The sequence below is a fragment of the Pseudohalocynthiibacter aestuariivivens genome (assembly GCF_018457175.1).
GTDB lineage: Bacteria > Pseudomonadota > Alphaproteobacteria > Rhodobacterales > Rhodobacteraceae > Pseudohalocynthiibacter > Pseudohalocynthiibacter aestuariivivens.
Window position 1 is genome coordinate 71665 of sequence record NZ_JAGFNU010000011.1, and the last position, 17627, is coordinate 89291.

Genomic DNA, 17627 nt, shown 5'->3' on the forward strand with positions numbered 1-17627 from the left:
GGCGCAATATCGCCTTTTTGTGACTTGCGCCAGCCTGTTTCCGCCCGTATGTCCGGCAGTGGGACACCCTTCCCCAACGAAGGGCGAATATCTGAGAGGATATCCATCAATGGATACGAAACAACCGGTAACGCGGCCGGCTAACCCGCGTTTTTCTTCTGGCCCTTGCGCCAAACCCCCCACATGGACTCCTGCCAAGCTTGCTGACGCGCCTTTGGGCCGTTCGCACCGGGCTGCTATTGGCAAGGACAAGCTGAAAGCTGCGATCGAAACGACGCGCGAAGTGCTTGGTATTCCGGCTGACTACCGTATTGGCATTATGCCTGCGTCCGATACCGGCGCGATGGAAATTGCGATGTGGTCTTTGCTAGGTGCCCGTCCGGTTGAAATGCTGGCGTGGGAAAGTTTTGGCTCCGGATGGGTTACAGATGTTGTTAAACAACTGAAACTCAACGCAAATATTCGCACGGCTGACTATGGCCAACTCCCTGATCTCGCGACGACAGACTTCACCCGCGATGTGGTTTTCACATGGAACGGCACCACATCCGGCGTGCGTGTTCCGAACGGTGATTTCATCCCGGCGGACCGTGCGGGCCTGACAATCTGCGATGCGACTTCGGCTGCATTTGCACAGGATTTGCCTTGGGACAAGCTCGACGTTACAACATACAGCTGGCAGAAAGTGCTTGGTGGTGAAGCGGCGCATGGGATGCTCATCCTTAGCCCGCGCGCGGTTGAACGGCTCGAAACTTACGTCCCGGCCTGGCCTCTGCCTAAAATTTTCCGCCTGACCAAAGCTGGTAAACTGATTGAAGGTATCTTTCAGGGCGCAACCATCAACACCCCCTCGATGCTATGCGTTGAGGATTATTTGTTCGCGCTTGACTGGGCAAAATCGGTTGGTGGCCTAAAGGGTCTGATTGCCCGCGCAGACGCAAATTCCGCAGTAATAGAGACGTTTGTAGCCGATCATGACTGGATCGATTTCCTGGCAGAAGTACCGGCAACACGGTCTAACACCTCTGTCTGTCTGAAGTTCGCAGACACCCGTATCAAAGACGGCGCAACTTTTGCCAAGGCCATAGCAAAGCGGCTGGAAAGCGAAGGTGTGGCTTATGACATTGGCGCTTACCGCGATGCCCCAGCGGGTTTGCGGATCTGGTGCGGTGCGACGGTTGAAACCTCTGATATCGAGGCGATGTTGCCGTGGCTTAACTGGGCGTTCAGCGCTGAAATTGCCGCGCTGTCCGAGGCGGCCTAAACGACAGGAACTTGCAACTCTTTAAAGGTTGCAAACCCCGAATTTTAAAGTTTTACAATATTCAGGAGAGCCCAATGGCCCCCAAAGTACTCGTCTCTGACAAGCTCAGTGAAACCGCCGTTCAGATTTTCCGTGATCGCGGGATCGATGTGGATTTTGAACCCAACCTAGGCAAAGACAAAGACCGCCTGCTGGAAGTGATTGGACAATACGATGGTCTCGCTATCCGGTCCGCCACCAAGGCGACGGAAAAGCTAATCAATGCCGCAACAAACCTGAAGGTGATTGGCCGCGCGGGAATCGGCGTCGATAACGTTGATCTGAATGCGGCGTCCAAAAAAGGTGTGATCGTGATGAACACACCGTTTGGTAACTCGATCACGACGGCAGAACACGCCGTTTCGATGATGATGGCCGTCGCCCGGCAAATTCCCGAGGCGAGTGCCTCTACCCATGCCGGAAAATGGGAAAAATCAAAATTCATGGGCGTTGAGCTAACAAGCAAAACACTTGGCGTAATTGGCGCAGGCAATATTGGCGGTATCGTTTGTGACCGGGCGATTGGCCTTAAGATGAAGGTCATTGCTTATGACCCCTTCCTCAGCGAAGAACGCGCCGCGCAACTGGGTGTGAAAAAGGTTGAGCTGGATGAATTGCTCGAGAGGGCTGATTTCATCACGCTTCACGTACCTTTGACCGACAAGACCCGTAACATCCTGAGCCGTGAAAACATCGCAAAGACGAAAAAAGGCGTGCGGATCGTGAACTGTGCTCGTGGTGGCCTGATTGACGAAGAAGCCTTGGCAGAAGCGCTTAAGTCCGGACATGTTGCCGGGGCCGCCCTGGATGTGTTCGCAGTCGAACCTGCAACCGAAAGCCCGGTTTTCAACCTGCCAAACGTGGTTTGCACCCCGCATCTGGGTGCTGCAACAACCGAAGCACAGGAAAATGTGGCGCTGCAAGTTGCTGAACAGATGTCAGACTACCTGCTGACGGGTGCCGTCAGCAATGCGCTGAACATGCCTTCGGTCACTGCTGAAGAAGCCATGGTCATGGGACCGTGGATCAAACTGGCCGAACATCTGGGCGCTTTCATCGGTCAGATGACGGAAGAACCGATCAAGGCAATCAACATCCTCTACGATGGTGTGGTGTCTACTATGAACCTCGAGGCCCTGAATTGCGCAGCGATTTCAGGGATCATGAAGGCCTCGAACCCGGATGTGAACATGGTGTCTGCTCCGGTGATTGCAAAAGAACGCGGAATTTCCCTGTCTAAAACCACACAGGAAAAATCTGGTGTGTTTGATGCTTATATCAAGCTGACGGTTGTCACGGACGAGCGCGAGCGTTCGATCGCGGGGACGGTATTTAGTGATGGAAAACCAAGGTTTATCCAGATCAAGGGCATCAATATTGATGCTGAGATCGGGCAGCACATGCTCTACACCACAAACAATGACGTACCGGGTATCATTGGCACACTCGGCCAGACCATGGGCGAGAACGGTGTAAACATCGCGAACTTTACGCTTGGCCGTGCTGCGGTTGGCGGCGAAGCGATTGCGCTGCTTTACGTTGATGACGTGATTAGCGACCCGGTGTTGAAAAAGCTTTGCGATACAGGCCTGTTCAAATCTGTGAAACCGCTTGAATTTGACGTTGCCTGAACCTGAACAGGTGTTATCTGAGTATGACGCAGCCCCATTGTGGGCTGCGTCATTGCTTTTGCATACTCGTGCCCGTGCCGGGCCGGAGGACATATGACAAACCGGACCTACGCCATAGGCGACATTCACGGCTACCTAGATAAACTGAAAGCTATTCATCAGCTTATCGAGCAGGATCGTGCGCAAATCGGTGATTTTGAGGCACCTGTTATCCATATCGGTGATTTGACGGATCGTGGCCCTGATAGCCGGGGTGTCATCAACTATCTGCTAAATGGCATTACAGAGGGAAAACTCTGGCGCGTGCTAAAAGGCAACCACGACCGCATGTTTGCCGGATTTATGCATGACGCAAACCACCAAGACCCCCTGTTGAACCCGACATTGGGCTGGCTGCACCCTCGTTTGGGCGGGAATACCACGCTGATGTCATATGGAATCGAAAATGCAGATGCCCGCCCACAGGCAGACGTGTTCGCGGAGGCGTTGGCCAAAGTTCCGGAAGCACATGTAAAGTTTCTTCAGTCTCTGGAGCATTTTGTCGCCCGGGGTGACGTGTTTTTCGCCCATGCGGGCATACGTCCCGGAGTGCCGCTGGCAGAGCAATCAGAAGATGACTTGCTTTGGATTCGGGCAGAATTTCACAATAGTACCGCTGACCATGGCCCACTTATTGTGCATGGCCATACCCCGGTTGAGGCAGTCACACATTATGGCAACCGGCTAAATATCGACACGGGCGCTGGTTACGGTGACGCCATTTCCGCAGTGGTGCTTGAAGGGCGTGAAGTTTGGCAAATCACACCCGCTGGTCGCATCAAAATAGACCCTATTAAGGCTTAGTAGTTCATTTTTTGAGCTTCGCGGCAGTGATCGCTTCGCTCAGCACCTTGCGATCACCGATATGATTTGCAAGCAACAGAACAAGCCGTGCATTCAGCGCATCGCTTTCTTCCTTGGTGTGGGACTCGTGCAGATCAAGCAGTTCCGCATAAAAGCCGTCGGCGTCAGGAATATTAGGGGTGGTGATTAACATAAGGACTCTCCTCAAGCCTGGGCTGTTGCGCGAAGGACGGCGTTACGTACGGCCGCCTCGTCATATTCGACCCAACGGGCGGCAACATGTTGATCTGGCCGCATCAAGTAGATTGCCGATGATTTTTCACCAAGATAGCGGTCATCAAAAGTTGGACTTTCGCCCGGTGCGACGCGCAGGGTTTCGACCCGAATACCATCAACATCCAGAAAATCAGGCGCATCTGTCCCGATCGCGAGCAATTGAAAATGGTTGCCAAGCGCATCCAGAAGCCAGAAATCTGCCAGAGGTGCGTCAAGTGCAGGTGCGCCGGGGCGGGTGTCTTCCGGCAATGTTGTTTCATCCGGGGTGTTCAGGCTTGAGCCATCGTAGACACAAGGTACGGACAAACGGCCGGAGTTAACCAACGGGCGGGCAAATTCGTGCTGCTCGGCCAAATCAAGCACCGCATCGCGGAAAATTCGGCTGATATCGGATTTTGGTGTGATGAAATCGGTCGAACGGGAAGAGTTAAGTATGTTCTCTTCCGCGCCATAGACCCTTTCGGCATCATAAGTGTCGAGCAGGGTATCCGGCGCTTTACCGTCTAACACCAGTTTCAGCTTCCAGATCAGGTTATCGGTGTCTTGCAGACCGGAATTTGCCCCGCGGGCACCAAAGGGGCTGACCTGATGCGCGGAATCGCCCGCAAACAATACGCGACCATGGCGGAAATTTTCCATCCGCCGGCACTGGAACGTGTAGATAGAGACCCATTCCAGATCAAAACGCGCGTCTTCACCAAGCATCGCCCTCAGCCGCGGAATAACGTTTTCAGGGCGTTTTTCCCGCTCTATGTCGATGTCCCAACCAAGCTGCAGGTCAATGCGCCAGACACCATCGGGCTGTTTGTGCAACAGGGCTGATTGCCCTTTGTTGAACGGCGGATCAAACCAGAACCAGCGTTCTGACGGAAAATCTGCTTCCATGATAACGTCAGCAATCAGGAAGTTATCCTCAAAAATGCGGCCAACAAAGTCGAACCCCAACATCCGGCGGGTTGGTGAATTTGCCCCATCACAGGCAATCAGCCATTCCGCTTCGAGGTTATAGGGTCCCTCGGGCGTATCAATTTCCAACGTCACCTGATCATCATGCCGCGCAATTGCAGAGACCTTGTTTCGGCCACGAATTTCGATTGGTTTACCTTCTGCTTCAAGCTCGCGAACGCGATTTACCAAATATTCTTCTAAGTAATACTGTTGAAGGTTGATGAAAGCGGGGCGTTTATGGCCAGCGTCGGCCTGAAGATCAAATTTATAGGTTTCGCGCTTACCAAAGAACACTTTGCCGGTGTTCCAGGTGACCCCCTTGTTCACCATCGGGTCACCACATCCGAGTCTATCAAGGATTTCGAGCGGTCGTTTGGCGAAACAAATGGCCCGTGATCCAAAGCTGACCTTGTCGTTGTCATCCAGAACAATGACCGGAACATCCTGTTGGGCAAGGTCGATCGCAGCAGCGAGCCCGACCGGACCCGCCCCAATCACAACAACCGGGTGCCGTATCCTGGATACATCCTGATCCGGCGAACGGGTGTATGGATAGAGCGGTGTTTCAAATATTTTGGTCATCGTCTTTGCCTTTTCTAGCCGTCCAGTTCTTTGCCAGTTCCGTCTGTTTGGTGTTTAACCTTGCAACGCATCCCACATTTCCAGATCGCGTTGTGCGGTCCAGATACGAGGGGTGTCTATGCCGCGTGCTTCGTCATAGGCGCGGGCCACGTTGAAGGGCAGGCAATGCTCATAAATCGCATATTCAGCAAACTTAGGGTCACATTCTGCACGAACTGCGTCCCATGCTTCTTTGAGTGTACCACCTTTCGCAGCAACCCGAGCGGCGGGGCGATAAGTGCTTTCTACAAAGTCACGGGTGCTTTCAATTGCCGCATAAACCATCTCGCGGCCAACCAACGCGTCCCCTCGCCCCGGTGCAATTGAGGACGGATCAAAGAATGCAATGTTGTCCAGCGTGTCCCCCCAGTCACCAAAATGTCCGTCACCACAATAGCAGGCAGAATGGTATTCTACGATATCGCCGGTAAACATCACTTCGGCATCCGGCACCCAGACAACTGCATCGCCAGCAGTATGGGCGCGGCCCAATTGCATGATATCGACCCTGCGATTGCCCAGATAGACGGTCATGCTGTCTGAAAAGGTTGTTGTGGGGTAGGTCAGGCCTGGAATGGATTCATGGCCTTCAAACAGCCGCGGAAAGCGCTGAAACTCACTGTCCCAGTCTTCCTGGCCGCGTTCCACGACCATTGATCGCGCAACGTCTGACATGATGATCTGCGATACGCCATAGGCGCTGGCGCCAAGAACTCTGACTGCGTGGTAGTGCGTCAGAACGAGATGGCTGATCGGTTTGTCAGTGACTTTGCGGATCTCCTCGATCACCTTTTTCGCAAGGCGCGGCGTGGCCTGAGCTTCGATCACCATGACGCTGTCATCACCGATGATAACACCTGAATTGGGGTCCCCTTCTGCGGTAAAGGCCCACAGCCCATCGCCCACCTCAGTAAAGCTGGTTTTCTTCTCGCTCATATCGCCTTGTGATGCGAATGCTTTGGCCATCAAGTTGCCCTTTCAAAAAATTCTAAGCGGTTTCATCGGTTAGAGGCGAATGTTCCGCCCATTTCCCATTGCGATTTCAACACAGGATGCCAGACGCCCGCACATTTTAGCACGATACCGATGGACACAGTCTACAACCTGTGATTCCGTCGCCAAATGATCTGGAACAATCGCACATTCCCCTATTGGCTGACGGGCTTCATCGTTCTTGCGGCGGCTGTTATCTTGCTGAGCATGGGCCGTGTGCCCATTTGTGACTGTGGTTATATCAAGTTTTGGCACGGGCAGACGATGAGTTCTGAGAACTCGCAACATCTGTCGGATTGGTACACACCGAGCCACATAATTCATGGAATTTTGTTTTATGCCGCCCTTTGGTTGGTTGCGCGCCGGGTACCAATTGGATGGCGTTTGGTTGTTGCGACGCTGATTGAATGCGCGTGGGAGATACTGGAGAACACCAATGCGGTGATTGAACGGTACCGCGAAGTAACCATATCGCTTGATTACTATGGTGACAGCGTCATCAACTCGGTTGCCGACATTCTTGCGATGTTTGTCGGTTTCTGGCTGGCAGGGCGGCTGCCTGTTTCGCTTAGCATCGCGATTGTGATCGGCTTCGAGGTGTTGACGGCCATTGTAATCCGCGACGGGCTCGCGCTGAATATTATTATGCTGCTCTGGCCGCTTGATGTGATCAGAGATTGGCAAGGCGCGCTCTGACACCGGATATGTCGTTATCGCGGACATCTATGTTTTGGGGGGGAAGTTGATTGCCGGCAGAATTTTACCGGTACATTCACCAAAACCAATCGTGAACCCATCGCCCCGCGCGTGACCTCGCAGCGTCAGCGTGTCACCGTCTTCGATAAAGGTTCTGGTCTCACCCGTATCGAGCGAGATCGGTTCTTTTCCGGCCCAGCTAAGTTCCATCAGAGAGCCATATTCGTCTCTATTGCTGCCCGAAATGGTGCCAGAGCCCAACAAATCACCTGCGTTCATCGCGCAACCGCAGACCGCGTGATGGCACAATTGTTGTGCTGCTGAGTAATACATGCGCGCGTAATTTGTCTGGCAAATCGTGGTTGGTTTTGCGGCACCCTCTGGCTGCATATCAACTTGAAGCGATATGTCATAAAGTCCGGGTTTGTTTTCGGTCAGATAAGGTAGCAGTTCCTTTTCGCGGGGCGGTGTTGGCTTGCGAAATGCCTCCAGTGCCTCTGCGGTTACGATCCATGGGCTTATCGTGGTGCCAAAGGCTTTGCCCTGAAACGGACCAAGCGGCTGATACTCCCACCCCTGAATGTCGCGCGCGGACCAGTCATTGAGCAGCACGTACCCAAAGATCATCGCGTCGGCCTGATCAACTGTGACCGGTTGGCCAAGCGCGGTAGTTGTGCCGACAATGGCCCCCATTTCAAGCTCTATATCAAGCCGTTTGGTCGGGCCAAAGGATGGGATGTCTGCATCCGGGGCCTTGGTTTGGCCAAGGGGGCGGTGAATTTCGGTGCCCGAGACTACGACAGACGACGCACGGCCATTGTAGCCGATAGGAATATGCAACCAGTTCGCCGGTAGGTCAGGGGAGCCGCGCAGGATTGCACCCATATTCTTGGCGTGTTGCATGCCTGCGTAAAAATCCGTGTATTCGGAAACGACCAACGGCAAGTGCAAAGTCGCGTCTTTCATGGGCAGAAGCGCCCGAGCCCGCATTTCCGAGTCAGAGGAAAGCACGTCATCGCCACCCTCTGCCAAAATCTCTGTCAATCGGGCACGCAGTGCTGACCAGTTTTCAGGGCCCGTTTCCATCACTTCGTTCCAGAATGGCAGATCAAGCACTGGTTCGTCGTCGATTGAAATAACGCCTTCTTCTTCCAGATATGCCACATCCAGAATCATATCTCCGATCGCAACTCCGCAGCGGGGCTCTTCATCATACATGCTGAAAACGCCGTAGGGCAGGTTGTTAAGCGGAAATTGGGTTTCTGCCGAATTGGCACTTTCAACCCAGGATTTGAGCAGTCCGGACATAGTGTTCCTTTCAGGCGGCGTCTGGCTGGGCCTCTGGCCGTGCATCGGCAAAGGGTTTCAACGCAAGGCAGCCATCTTCTATTTCAAGAAGACGGGCATATGGTGCAAGGTCAAGACCCCAACGGTGCGCATTATACATCTGCGCGACGATACAGATGTCTGCGAGACTAGGATTTTCGCCTGCCGCAAAGGGTTTGTTAGGCTCTAACAGGGCAGAAAGTGCATCAAATCCGATTTTCATCCAATGGCGCATCCACTCTGCTTTTGCATCTGCAGCTGCGCCAAACTCAGCGCTCAGATGTTGTACCACGCGAAGGTTGTTTACGGGATGAATATCCATCGCGATCGTGTGTGCAATCGCTAGTTCCTTTGCGCGCTTCACCGGATCAGTCACCAACAAGGTGGGTTCTGGCACAAGCGCATCCAGATAATCAATGATCGCAAGCGATTGGGTCAGAACAGTTCCGTCAGGCAATTCCAGTGACGGAACAAGATGCGCCGGGTTTTTCGCAACATAGTCAGGCGCGTGTTGCTGGCCGCCATCCTTGACCAAATCCACCGGAACGGTTTCGTGGTCGATACCCTTCAGGTTCAGCGCAATTCTGACCCGGTAGGCGGCCGTAGACCGCCAATAGCTATAAAGCTTCATTTTTGCCAACTCACTTCAAACCGGGGGTGCCATCGAATTTCTTGTGAATACCGGTCCAGCAGTCGATGTAATCATCCTGCAATGGTGCTTCGGTTGCTGCAAATGGTGTCAGTTGTTGCGGGAAGCGCGTTTCGATCATGAAGGACATGGTGTTGTCGAGCTTTTCAGGCTTGAGGTCAGAGTTTGAGGCACCCTCAAACGCGTTTTCGTCAGGGCCGTGTGGCAACATCATGTTGTGAAGCGACATGCCGCCGGGAACAAAACCTTCGGGTTTTGCGTCATACTGGCCATAGATGTTGCCCATCAGCTCGCTCATGATGTTCTTGTGATACCACGGCGGACGGAAGGTGTTTTCAGCAACCATCCAGCGTTCGCGGAATAACGCAAAGTCGATGTTAGCAGTACCGGGAACACCGGAAGGTGCTGTTAATACAGTAAAAATCGATGGGTCAGGGTGGTCAAACAAAATAGCGCCAACCGGACAATATGTTCTGAGATCATATTTGACCGGTGCGTAGTTGCCGTGCCATGCGACCACATCAAGTGGGCTATGACCGATGTTAGTTTTGTGGAACTGGCCGCACCATTTTACTGTCACTGTTGACGGAACTTCGCGGTCTTCAAATGCCGCCACGGGGGTTTTGAAGTCTCTCCGGTTCGCCATACAGTTTGCACCAATCGGGCCGCGACCTGGTAATTCAAACTTTTGACCGTAATTTTCACAGACGAAACCGCGCGCAGGCCCTTCAAGCAGTTCAACCCGGAACACGAGACCGCGTGGAATAATTGCAATTTCCTTTGGCGCAAGATCGATTGTGCCAAGTTCAGTGTGGAATCGAAGTTTTCCGTCCTGCGGAATAATCAGCATCTCTGAATCAGCCGAGAAGAAGTAATCATCCTCCATAGAGGCGGTAACAAGGTAGATGTGGTTTGCCATTCCAACCTGAGTGTTCACATCGCCAGCGGTAGTCATTGTGTACATGCCGGTGACAAAAGTCAGCGGCGTGTCTGTATGCGGCACCGGATCCCAGCGGTATTGGCCAAGAGAAATGATATCAGGGTCAATGCAGGGCGCTGATTTCCACATCGGCACGTCGATCTTTTCGAATCGATGTGTGTGTTTGACGGACGGGCGAATGCGATAGCACCATGTCCGTTCGTTTTGATGGCTGGGCGCGGTAAACGCGGTCCCGGTCAGCTGCTCACCATAGAGCCCGTAGTTGCATCTTTGTGGGCTGTTCATGCCCTGCGGCAGGGCGTCCGGCAGGGCCTCTGTTTCAAAATCATTCCCAAAACCTGGCATGTAATACGGATCGATACTGCCTTGTGGCGCCGCTGCACGTGTCATTTCGCGTGTGGATTTCTGGACATTCATTCGCGTTTCCTCCCGTCAGGTGACAAGACCAAGCCTGCACAATCATACACTCATTCTGTAATGAAGATGGCGCAAAGTATATCGTTGCAAATGCAACGAAGTCAAGCGGGGAACGATCCTAATCCCATAGATCAGTAGACAAATACTTTAGTCCACTGTCGCAGATTACGATCGCGATGGTCATTCTCGAAAGTTCACCCGCCAGCAATTGTAAAGCGGCCGCCAAATTTGCGCCGCTTGAAAATCCGGCAAAAATTCCTTCTTCCTTTGCCAATGCGCGTGTGGCTTCACGTGCTTCTTCACCAGTTACAATCAGGGTTCCGTCGATGGGCGCGCGTTCCAAGAAAGCCAAATCCGGCATCGCGTATCCGCCACCCTGAATTGGATGATTAAGGCGTGTCAGAGCCTGTTTTGATATAACCGCAGCACCATCCGGTTCAACAATGTATCCACGTATTTCCGGTTTCACTGCTTTAAGCCCCCGGATCGTCCCGGTGTAGGTTCCGCCAGACCCTGCAAAATCTACAAAGGCATCAAGGGTGCCGCCAGACTGCTCCCAAATCTCGGGCGCCGTGCTGTTTGCATGTGCGTCCGGATTGCCAAGCCTGTGAAACTGATCCGCGCGAAAGGCACCGCGGTCAACAGTGATCTGCGTGGCCACGTCATCCACCTTTGAGAGGTCCCCGCCCGAAACCTCTCCTGGGATAGAACCTTCACACTGGTCAACCAGAACAACCTCTGCCCCAAGTGCCCCCATCATTCGGGCCCGTTCGGGGGAGTTGCCACGCGACATGACTGCAACGAACGGATATCCTTTGACCGAACAAACAATGGCGAGACCGGTCCCCATATTACCAGAGGTCAGCTCTACCACTGTCTGGCCGGGTTTAAGGCTGCCGTTTCGTTCTGCCTCTTCTACAATTCCCAAGGCGGCACGATCTTTTTTCGAAAAGCCGGGGTTTAAGTAGTCAAGTTTTGCAAGGATGCGTCCGTTCAGACCGCGTGACGCCACGATACGATCCAGCCAGACGGCTGGGGTATTCCCTATAGCCCCGAGTATAGAGTCATGCGCTTGCACCGCACGCTACCCCCAATCAAGAACAACCTTGCCGGATGATCCGCTTTTCATCGCGGCGAAACCTTCGCGAAAATCATCAACATGAAAACGATGCGTGATCACGCCAGAAACATCCAGCCCGTTCTGCAACATGGCGATCATCTTGTACCAGGTTTCAAAAATCTCGCGCCCGTAGACACCTTTGATCGTGATTGCCTTGAAAACGATGCGCGACCAGTCGACCGGGGATTTGCCAGGCGGAATACCAAGAAGCGCGATCCGCCCGCCCATAACGAGCGCTTCGACCATCTGGTCAAGTGCGGCCTGATTGCCGGACATTTCAAGCCCGACATCAAAACCTTGTTTCATCTTAAAAGACTCTATTACGTCTGAAAGTTCCTCTTCCAGCACATTCACCGGGCGTACATCTGCAACGCGGCCGGCCAGTGCAAGACGGTCAGGGTTAACGTCTGTGATCACAACGTGGCGCGCGCCAACATGCCTTGCAACTGCAGCCGCCATAATGCCGATGGGTCCTGCACCGGTGACCAATACATCCTCGCCCACAAGATCAAATGACAAAGCAGTGTGAACAGCATTTCCAAGCGGGTCAAGGATTGCTCCGATGTCATCGGAAATTTCGTCCGGAAGGGGAACAACGTTAAAGGCGGGAAGCCGCAGATATTCAGCGAATGCGCCCTGTTCGTTCACACCAATACCGCGAGTTGCTGGATCAAGGTGAAATTTTCCCGCCCGCGACTGACGGGATGTTTTACCGATAAGATGCCCCTCACCCGAGCAACGCTGGCCGATTGTCAGCCCTTCGACGTTTTTGCCAAGTTCGACAATCTCTCCCGCGAATTCGTGACCTGTGATAAGGGGCACGGGAACGGTTTTGGCCGCCCATTCATCCCAATTCCAGATATGGATATCCGTGCCGCATATTCCTGTTTTATGGATGCGGATCAGAACGTCATCCGGGCCGATCTCCGGAACCGGGTGGTGTTCCATCCAAAGGCCTTCTTCTGGTTTGGCCTTTACCAGAGCCTTCATCATATTCGTCATGACAACACTCCCGTTTTTCGACCCGCCTCCGCAAAAGCATCAAGCGCAAAATCCAGATCGGCCCTTGTTAGAGCCGCATTCATCTGCGTTCTGATCCGTGCACGACCTTTTGGTACCACCGGAAAAAAGAAGCCGGCGACATAGACACCCAGGTCAAATAAGGCGGCGGCCATGTCTTGTGAAAGTCGTGCGTCGCCCAGCATCACCGGAACAATCGGGTGTTCGCCCTGCAAAAGATCAAAACCCAAATCGGTCAAACCGGCACGCCAATAAGCCGTGTTTTCAAAAAGCTGCTGGCGCAGATCATCACCCGCTTCGACCAAGTCGAGCGCTTTGAGGCCTGCCATGACAACAGCCGGCGGCAGAGAGTTTGAAAACAGGTAAGGTCGCGCACGCTGGCGCAACAGGTCAATGACTGGCTGAGGGCCAGCGATGTATCCACCGATAGCTCCGCCAAGCGCCTTGCCCAATGTGCCAGTCAGAATATCAACATCAACGCCGAAATGCGCGGGCATCCCGCGCCCTTGTGGACCCATGAACCCGGTTGCGTGGCAATCGTCGATCAGGACAAGTGCCTCGTATTTTTCCGCAAGTGCGGTGATCTCTGGCAACTTCGCAAGATACCCATCCATCGAAAACACACCGTCGGTGGCAATCATGATGTGGCGCGCACCGCCTTCGCGCGCTTCTTTCAAACGATCCTCGAGTTCGCCCATATTCGAGTTCGCGTAGCGAAACCGCCGTGCTTTGCACAGGCGGATGCCGTCGATGATAGAAGCATGGTTCAGCGAATCTGAAATAACAGCGTCTTCCGGTCCTAAAAGCGGCTCGAATACTGCACCATTCGCGTCAAAACAGGCTGCAAACAGAATGGAATCGTCTTTGCCAAGAAAGCCAGCAAGACGTTGCTCCAACTGTCTGTGAATATCCTTTGTTCCGCAAATGAATCGGACCGACGCCATGCCATAGCCCTGTGCGTCATAGCTGTCTTTTGCAGCTTTAATCAGATCTGCGTTATCTGCCAGACCAAGATAATTGTTTGCGCAGAGGTTCACGACATTTTCACGGGTCTTCCCATTTTGAGACACCGTTATACGCCCGCCCTGGGGCGATGTGATAAGTCGCTCGCGCTTCATCAACCCATCAGCATCGATCTGAGTCAGTGTCTCACGTATCTGGTCTAAGAATCGCTTTGTCATGCTCTGCTCCCTTTGGGTGCTTTCTACCATAATAGCGAACTTATGCAATATAACGGATTTCATTCCGTGATATAGGACAATTCACAGCCGGGCAATTGATTGAGAGTGGGCATTTGCCGACGCATCGAACCATACATTAGAAAAACTAATCTATCGTGCGAATTAATATCGTTTGTTGTCAATCAGGCGGTTGAAATAGCATCTCTGCATAAGCCAAGTTGGCAAGTTTCTTAGTCAGGAGATCAAGATGACACGGCCATCACCAACATTACCCCATGAAACACATAAATTATATCTGACCGATGGCGGCACCGAAACCTGGCTAATGTACAAACGTGGGTTTGACCTGCCGGAGTTTAGCGCATTCCATTTGTTGAACGACGCAACAGCCACCAAGGCGCTACGGTCCTACTACCGCGCATTTGCTGATATCGCAAAAATTCGGAATACCGGGTTCATCTTTGACAGCCTGACTTATAGGGCCAGTCGGGACTGGGGGCATCTGCTCGGATATACGGATAAATCACTGGCCGAAATGAACCGCCGATGTCTTTCGCTTTACCAGGAGGTTGCTGAAGAAGCCGGTTTGAACGCAGAGGATACGGTTTATAGCGGCTGTATCGGGCCCAAGGGCGATGCGTACCAACAAAATAAGACTCTGACGTCAAAAGGTTCTGCGGATTATCACGCGGAGCAAATTGAAACATTCAAGGACGCCGGTTTTAACATTGTCACTGCGCTCACATTAAATTCAACGCAAGAAGCGATTGGCATTGCACAGGCGGCAAAGTCATCCGGTCTGCCTTCTGTAATCTCATTCACGTTGGAAAAGAACCGGCGCCTTAGAAGCGGCGAAACCCTTGGAGAGGCAATCAATCTGGTTGACGATGCCACGGGCAATGCACCAGCGTACTACATGATAAACTGTTCACACCCTTCCGATTTTGGGCCTGCGCTTGCGCAAAAAAAATGGTCAAAGCGCATTCGCGGTATTCGTGCGAATGCCTCTTCTCTTGATCACGGAACATTGTGCCAACTCGGGCACCTGGATGAGGGAAACCCAGATGAGTTGGCGCACCAGTATAGCGACCTGAAAATGAACTACCCGCACATGAACGTTTTCGGTGGGTGCTGCGGCACTGATTACACACATATGGAAAAGATCTGCAAAGCTCTGGAAAAAGCCCGATAGCGTCCTCAGTGCAACGGAACCGCTACGCAGGTGCCAACTCGTCATTTGCTACTTAAATACGAAAAAATAGAGCCTAACTATGCCTGTTGGTCGTATGGATTGTTCGTTTTAAGCATTCTGGACAGTCAAAAATGCACGGGCAGGACCATCAAGCGCCTCAATCCTGTGGGTGCAGTCCGCGGCGTAATGTCCGGTATCGTCTTCGTTCAATATTTCACTGACCTCGCCCGAGGTCACGCGGACTTTTCCAGAAACAACGGTTAACGCTTCACGCGCACCCTGGGCATGTGGCTGGCTATCAAGAACGCCACCAATCTCGAACCGTAAATCGTAAACCTCGTGCCGCCCCGCGTCTTCGGGGGGCGATAGTATGCGAATACGGCACCCTTCGCCGCGTTGCACAATTGTCGGAGTCTGATCTGCACGGATCACTTCGATCTGATCAACCGTATCGCCTCCCTCAAGAAGCCCTGCAAAATCCACCTGTAGCGCCTGTGTCAGGTTCCAGAGCGTTGCAACCGTTGGCGAAGACTCGCCTCTTTCAATCTGACTGACCATCGACCGGGACACGCCGGACAGTTTCGAAACGGCTTCCAGCGACAACCCCTTCGAGCGGCGGGTTTCTTTCAGCCGCATCGCAAGACGATCGAGTATTTCGGTGCTTTCAGACATAACCGGACCCTGCGCTGTGCGCCCTCTATGTGTCAATCACTTGAATCAGGCGTGGAAACATGCAGTCATATTAGATGCAATGAAATAAGGGCTGGATGATGACCGAATTTGTTCTGGACAGTTTTTTACCCTACCAGCTTGCAGTGGCGTCCTCGCGCGCCAGCCGTATGTTTTCGGCTCTATACAGGCAGAAATATAATATTTCCGTACCGGAATGGCGGGTTGTTGCGCATCTTTCGCAGGCTGGTGCTGTCAGCGTACGGGAAATTCACAATCGGGTTGATATGGACAAATCCAAGGTAAGCCGGGCCGCAAGCCGTCTAGAGGCGTCCGGCTATGTCACGAAACGCGTGAACAAAACCGACCGCAGGCTCGTTGAACTGGCGCTGACAGATAAGGGGCGCAGTATGATTGACGATATCGCACCGATGGCGCGCGCCTATGAGGACGACGCAATGCAAAGCCTGGGCGATGACGCAGGAACGTTTCGAGCTCTGCTTAAACGATTTCTGGACAATACAGAAAATTGTGACCGCTTGTGACGGAACGTCATGCTGCGCAGACGTGGTGCTTGGCGTTAGACTACCATCAAAATTTCGATGAGGAACACCCATGACTGATATTGTGATACTTGATGGCGCACGCACGGCAATTGGCACCTTTGGCGGATCACTCGCTGGTACACCCCCCATCGAGCTTGGAACGATTGCTGCGAAAGCGGCGATGGAGCGCGCCGGGGTTGACGGCAAGCAGATCGGTCATGTGGTTTTCGGCCACATCATCAATACCGAACCCCGCGATATGTACTTGTCTCGCGTCGCGGCGATGCAGGCAGGTGTACCGGAAAGCACCCCGGCGATGAACGTTAACCGGCTTTGTGGTTCTGGCGTGCAGGCAATTACTTCTGCGGCGCAGGCGCTTGCAGACGGGGATGCAGATTTTGCTCTGGCCGGCGGTGCTGAATGCATGAGCCGTTCTCCCTACATCATGCCCGCCGCGCGATGGGGGCAAAAAATGGGCAATGTGGTATCGCAGGACATGATGCTTGGTACATTGCAATGCCCCTTTGGCACCGGCCACATGGGCGTAACCGCCGAGAATGTCGCCTCCGAGCACCAGGTCAGCCGCGAGATGCAGGACGCCTTTGCACTGGAAAGCCAGCGGCGTGCAGCAACTGCAATTAAAGCAGGGCATTTCAAATCTCAGATCGCAACGGTCGAAGTACGCGCCGGGCGGGAAATGATAGACTTCGACACAGATGAACACCCCAAAGAAACCAGCGCAGAAGCTTTGGCTGGCTTACGCACCGCTTTCCAGAAAAACGGCTCTGTTACCGCCGGAAATGCCTCTGGTATTAACGATGGCGCAGGCGTGGTTATCCTTGCGCGGGCCGATGCGGCAGAGCGTGCGGGTTTGCGCCCAAAGGCGCGGATCATCGGGTATGCCCACGCGGGTGTGCGACCCGAAGTTATGGGCGTTGGGCCAATTCCGGCGGTTGAAAAGCTGCTCAAGAAAACGGGCCTCACCGTAGATGATTTTGACCTGATTGAATCCAACGAAGCTTTTGCTGCGCAGGCGCTTGCCGTCAGCAACGCGCTTGGCTTTGACCCGGCAAAGGTCAACCCAAATGGTGGCGCGATTGCTTTGGGTCACCCGGTGGGTGCGACGGGTGCCATTTTAACCGTTAAAGCCCTCTATGAGCTGGAGCGGATAAGCGGAAACAAAGCATTGATCACGATGTGCATTGGCGGCGGCCAGGGCATTGCCTTGGCGATAGAGCGACTTTGATCTGCTTGCGC

General features: G+C 53.3%; 17 protein-coding genes. 7 read left to right on the forward strand and 10 right to left on the reverse strand.

The genetic code is table 11. The features are described 5' to 3' along the window. Positions 1 to 109: 109 nt before the first annotated feature. From J4E70_RS15185 to J4E70_RS15195, 3 genes are all read left to right on the forward strand, one after another. Positions 110 to 1264 carry a phosphoserine transaminase gene (locus J4E70_RS15185; protein WP_213890497.1) on the forward strand — a complete coding sequence of 385 codons (1155 nt, stop codon included), beginning with the start codon at positions 110 to 112 and terminating at the stop codon, positions 1262 to 1264. Positions 1265 to 1338: 74 nt separating this feature from the next. Next, positions 1339 to 2934 carry a phosphoglycerate dehydrogenase gene (serA, locus tag J4E70_RS15190; protein ID WP_213890498.1) on the forward strand — a complete coding sequence of 532 codons (1596 nt, stop codon included), beginning with the start codon at positions 1339 to 1341 and terminating at the stop codon, positions 2932 to 2934. Between the two features lie 93 nt (positions 2935 to 3027). Next, positions 3028 to 3777, forward strand: a complete 750-nt coding sequence (locus tag J4E70_RS15195; protein ID WP_213890499.1) for a metallophosphoesterase — start codon at positions 3028 to 3030, stop codon at positions 3775 to 3777. A 4-nt stretch (positions 3778 to 3781) separates the two neighbouring features. Here J4E70_RS15195 and J4E70_RS15200 read toward each other — a convergent pair whose 3' ends face one another. Genes J4E70_RS15200 through J4E70_RS15210 form a run of 3 tightly spaced genes read right to left on the reverse strand, consistent with a single transcriptional unit; the run spans position 3782 to position 6588 of the window. Beyond that, on the reverse strand, positions 3782 to 3970 hold the full coding sequence (locus J4E70_RS15200; protein WP_213890500.1) for a DUF2783 domain-containing protein: 189 nt from the start codon (positions 3968 to 3970) through the stop codon (positions 3782 to 3784). Between the two features lie 11 nt (positions 3971 to 3981). Continuing rightward, positions 3982 to 5583 (reverse strand): FAD-dependent oxidoreductase, encoded by a 1602-nt coding sequence (locus J4E70_RS15205; RefSeq protein WP_213890501.1) that lies wholly within the window; start codon positions 5581 to 5583, stop codon positions 3982 to 3984. A gap of 54 nt (positions 5584 to 5637) precedes the next feature. Next, positions 5638 to 6588 (reverse strand): MBL fold metallo-hydrolase, encoded by a 951-nt coding sequence (locus J4E70_RS15210; RefSeq protein ID WP_213890502.1) that lies wholly within the window; start codon positions 6586 to 6588, stop codon positions 5638 to 5640. Between the two features lie 156 nt (positions 6589 to 6744). On the opposite strand from J4E70_RS15210, the gene J4E70_RS15215 reads away from it, so the two are divergent. Then, positions 6745 to 7311 (forward strand): DUF2585 domain-containing protein, encoded by a 567-nt coding sequence (locus J4E70_RS15215; RefSeq protein WP_213890503.1) that lies wholly within the window; start codon positions 6745 to 6747, stop codon positions 7309 to 7311. A 27-nt stretch (positions 7312 to 7338) separates the two neighbouring features. On the opposite strand, the gene fahA is transcribed toward J4E70_RS15215, so the two are convergent. The 6 genes from fahA to J4E70_RS15245 all read right to left on the reverse strand — a co-directional run bounded on the left by fahA (position 7339) and on the right by J4E70_RS15245 (position 13964). Beyond that, positions 7339 to 8619: a fumarylacetoacetase gene (gene fahA, locus J4E70_RS15220; RefSeq protein WP_213890504.1), complete on the reverse strand. Its 1281-nt coding sequence runs from the start codon at positions 8617 to 8619 to the stop codon at positions 7339 to 7341. Positions 8620 to 8629: 10 nt separating this feature from the next. Continuing rightward, positions 8630 to 9268 (reverse strand): maleylacetoacetate isomerase, encoded by a 639-nt coding sequence (gene maiA, locus J4E70_RS15225; protein ID WP_213890505.1) that lies wholly within the window; start codon positions 9266 to 9268, stop codon positions 8630 to 8632. A gap of 10 nt (positions 9269 to 9278) precedes the next feature. After that, entirely contained in the window at positions 9279 to 10643 is a 1365-nt protein-coding gene (gene hmgA, locus J4E70_RS15230) for a homogentisate 1,2-dioxygenase (protein ID WP_213890506.1), read from the reverse strand. A gap of 118 nt (positions 10644 to 10761) precedes the next feature. Next, entirely contained in the window at positions 10762 to 11721 is a 960-nt protein-coding gene (locus tag J4E70_RS15235) for a PLP-dependent cysteine synthase family protein (protein WP_213890507.1), read from the reverse strand. A gap of 6 nt (positions 11722 to 11727) precedes the next feature. After that, a complete protein-coding gene (tdh, locus tag J4E70_RS15240; RefSeq protein ID WP_213890508.1) occupies positions 11728 to 12765 on the reverse strand; it encodes an L-threonine 3-dehydrogenase in 1038 nt (345 codons plus the stop codon). Further along, on the reverse strand, positions 12762 to 13964 hold the full coding sequence (locus J4E70_RS15245) for a glycine C-acetyltransferase (protein ID WP_213890509.1): 1203 nt from the start codon (positions 13962 to 13964) through the stop codon (positions 12762 to 12764). Before J4E70_RS15245 ends, tdh begins: the two co-directional genes overlap by 4 nt. A gap of 247 nt (positions 13965 to 14211) precedes the next feature. Between J4E70_RS15245 and J4E70_RS15250 the strand changes: the two genes are divergently transcribed. After that, positions 14212 to 15156: a homocysteine S-methyltransferase family protein gene (locus J4E70_RS15250; RefSeq protein ID WP_213890510.1), complete on the forward strand. Its 945-nt coding sequence runs from the start codon at positions 14212 to 14214 to the stop codon at positions 15154 to 15156. 108 nt (positions 15157 to 15264) lie between these two features. Here the strand turns inward: J4E70_RS15250 and J4E70_RS15255 are convergent, their stop codons facing one another. Next, positions 15265 to 15828 carry a helix-turn-helix domain-containing protein gene (locus J4E70_RS15255; protein WP_213890511.1) on the reverse strand — a complete coding sequence of 188 codons (564 nt, stop codon included), beginning with the start codon at positions 15826 to 15828 and terminating at the stop codon, positions 15265 to 15267. 98 nt (positions 15829 to 15926) lie between these two features. Here J4E70_RS15255 and J4E70_RS15260 point away from each other — a divergent pair, with 98 nt between their 5' ends. Beyond that, positions 15927 to 16370, forward strand: coding sequence for a MarR family winged helix-turn-helix transcriptional regulator (locus tag J4E70_RS15260; RefSeq protein ID WP_246531781.1), 444 nt, complete (start codon positions 15927 to 15929; stop codon positions 16368 to 16370). A 70-nt stretch (positions 16371 to 16440) separates the two neighbouring features. Next, a complete protein-coding gene (locus tag J4E70_RS15265) occupies positions 16441 to 17616 on the forward strand; it encodes an acetyl-CoA C-acyltransferase family protein (RefSeq protein WP_213890513.1) in 1176 nt (391 codons plus the stop codon). Positions 17617 to 17627: the final 11 nt, after the last annotated feature.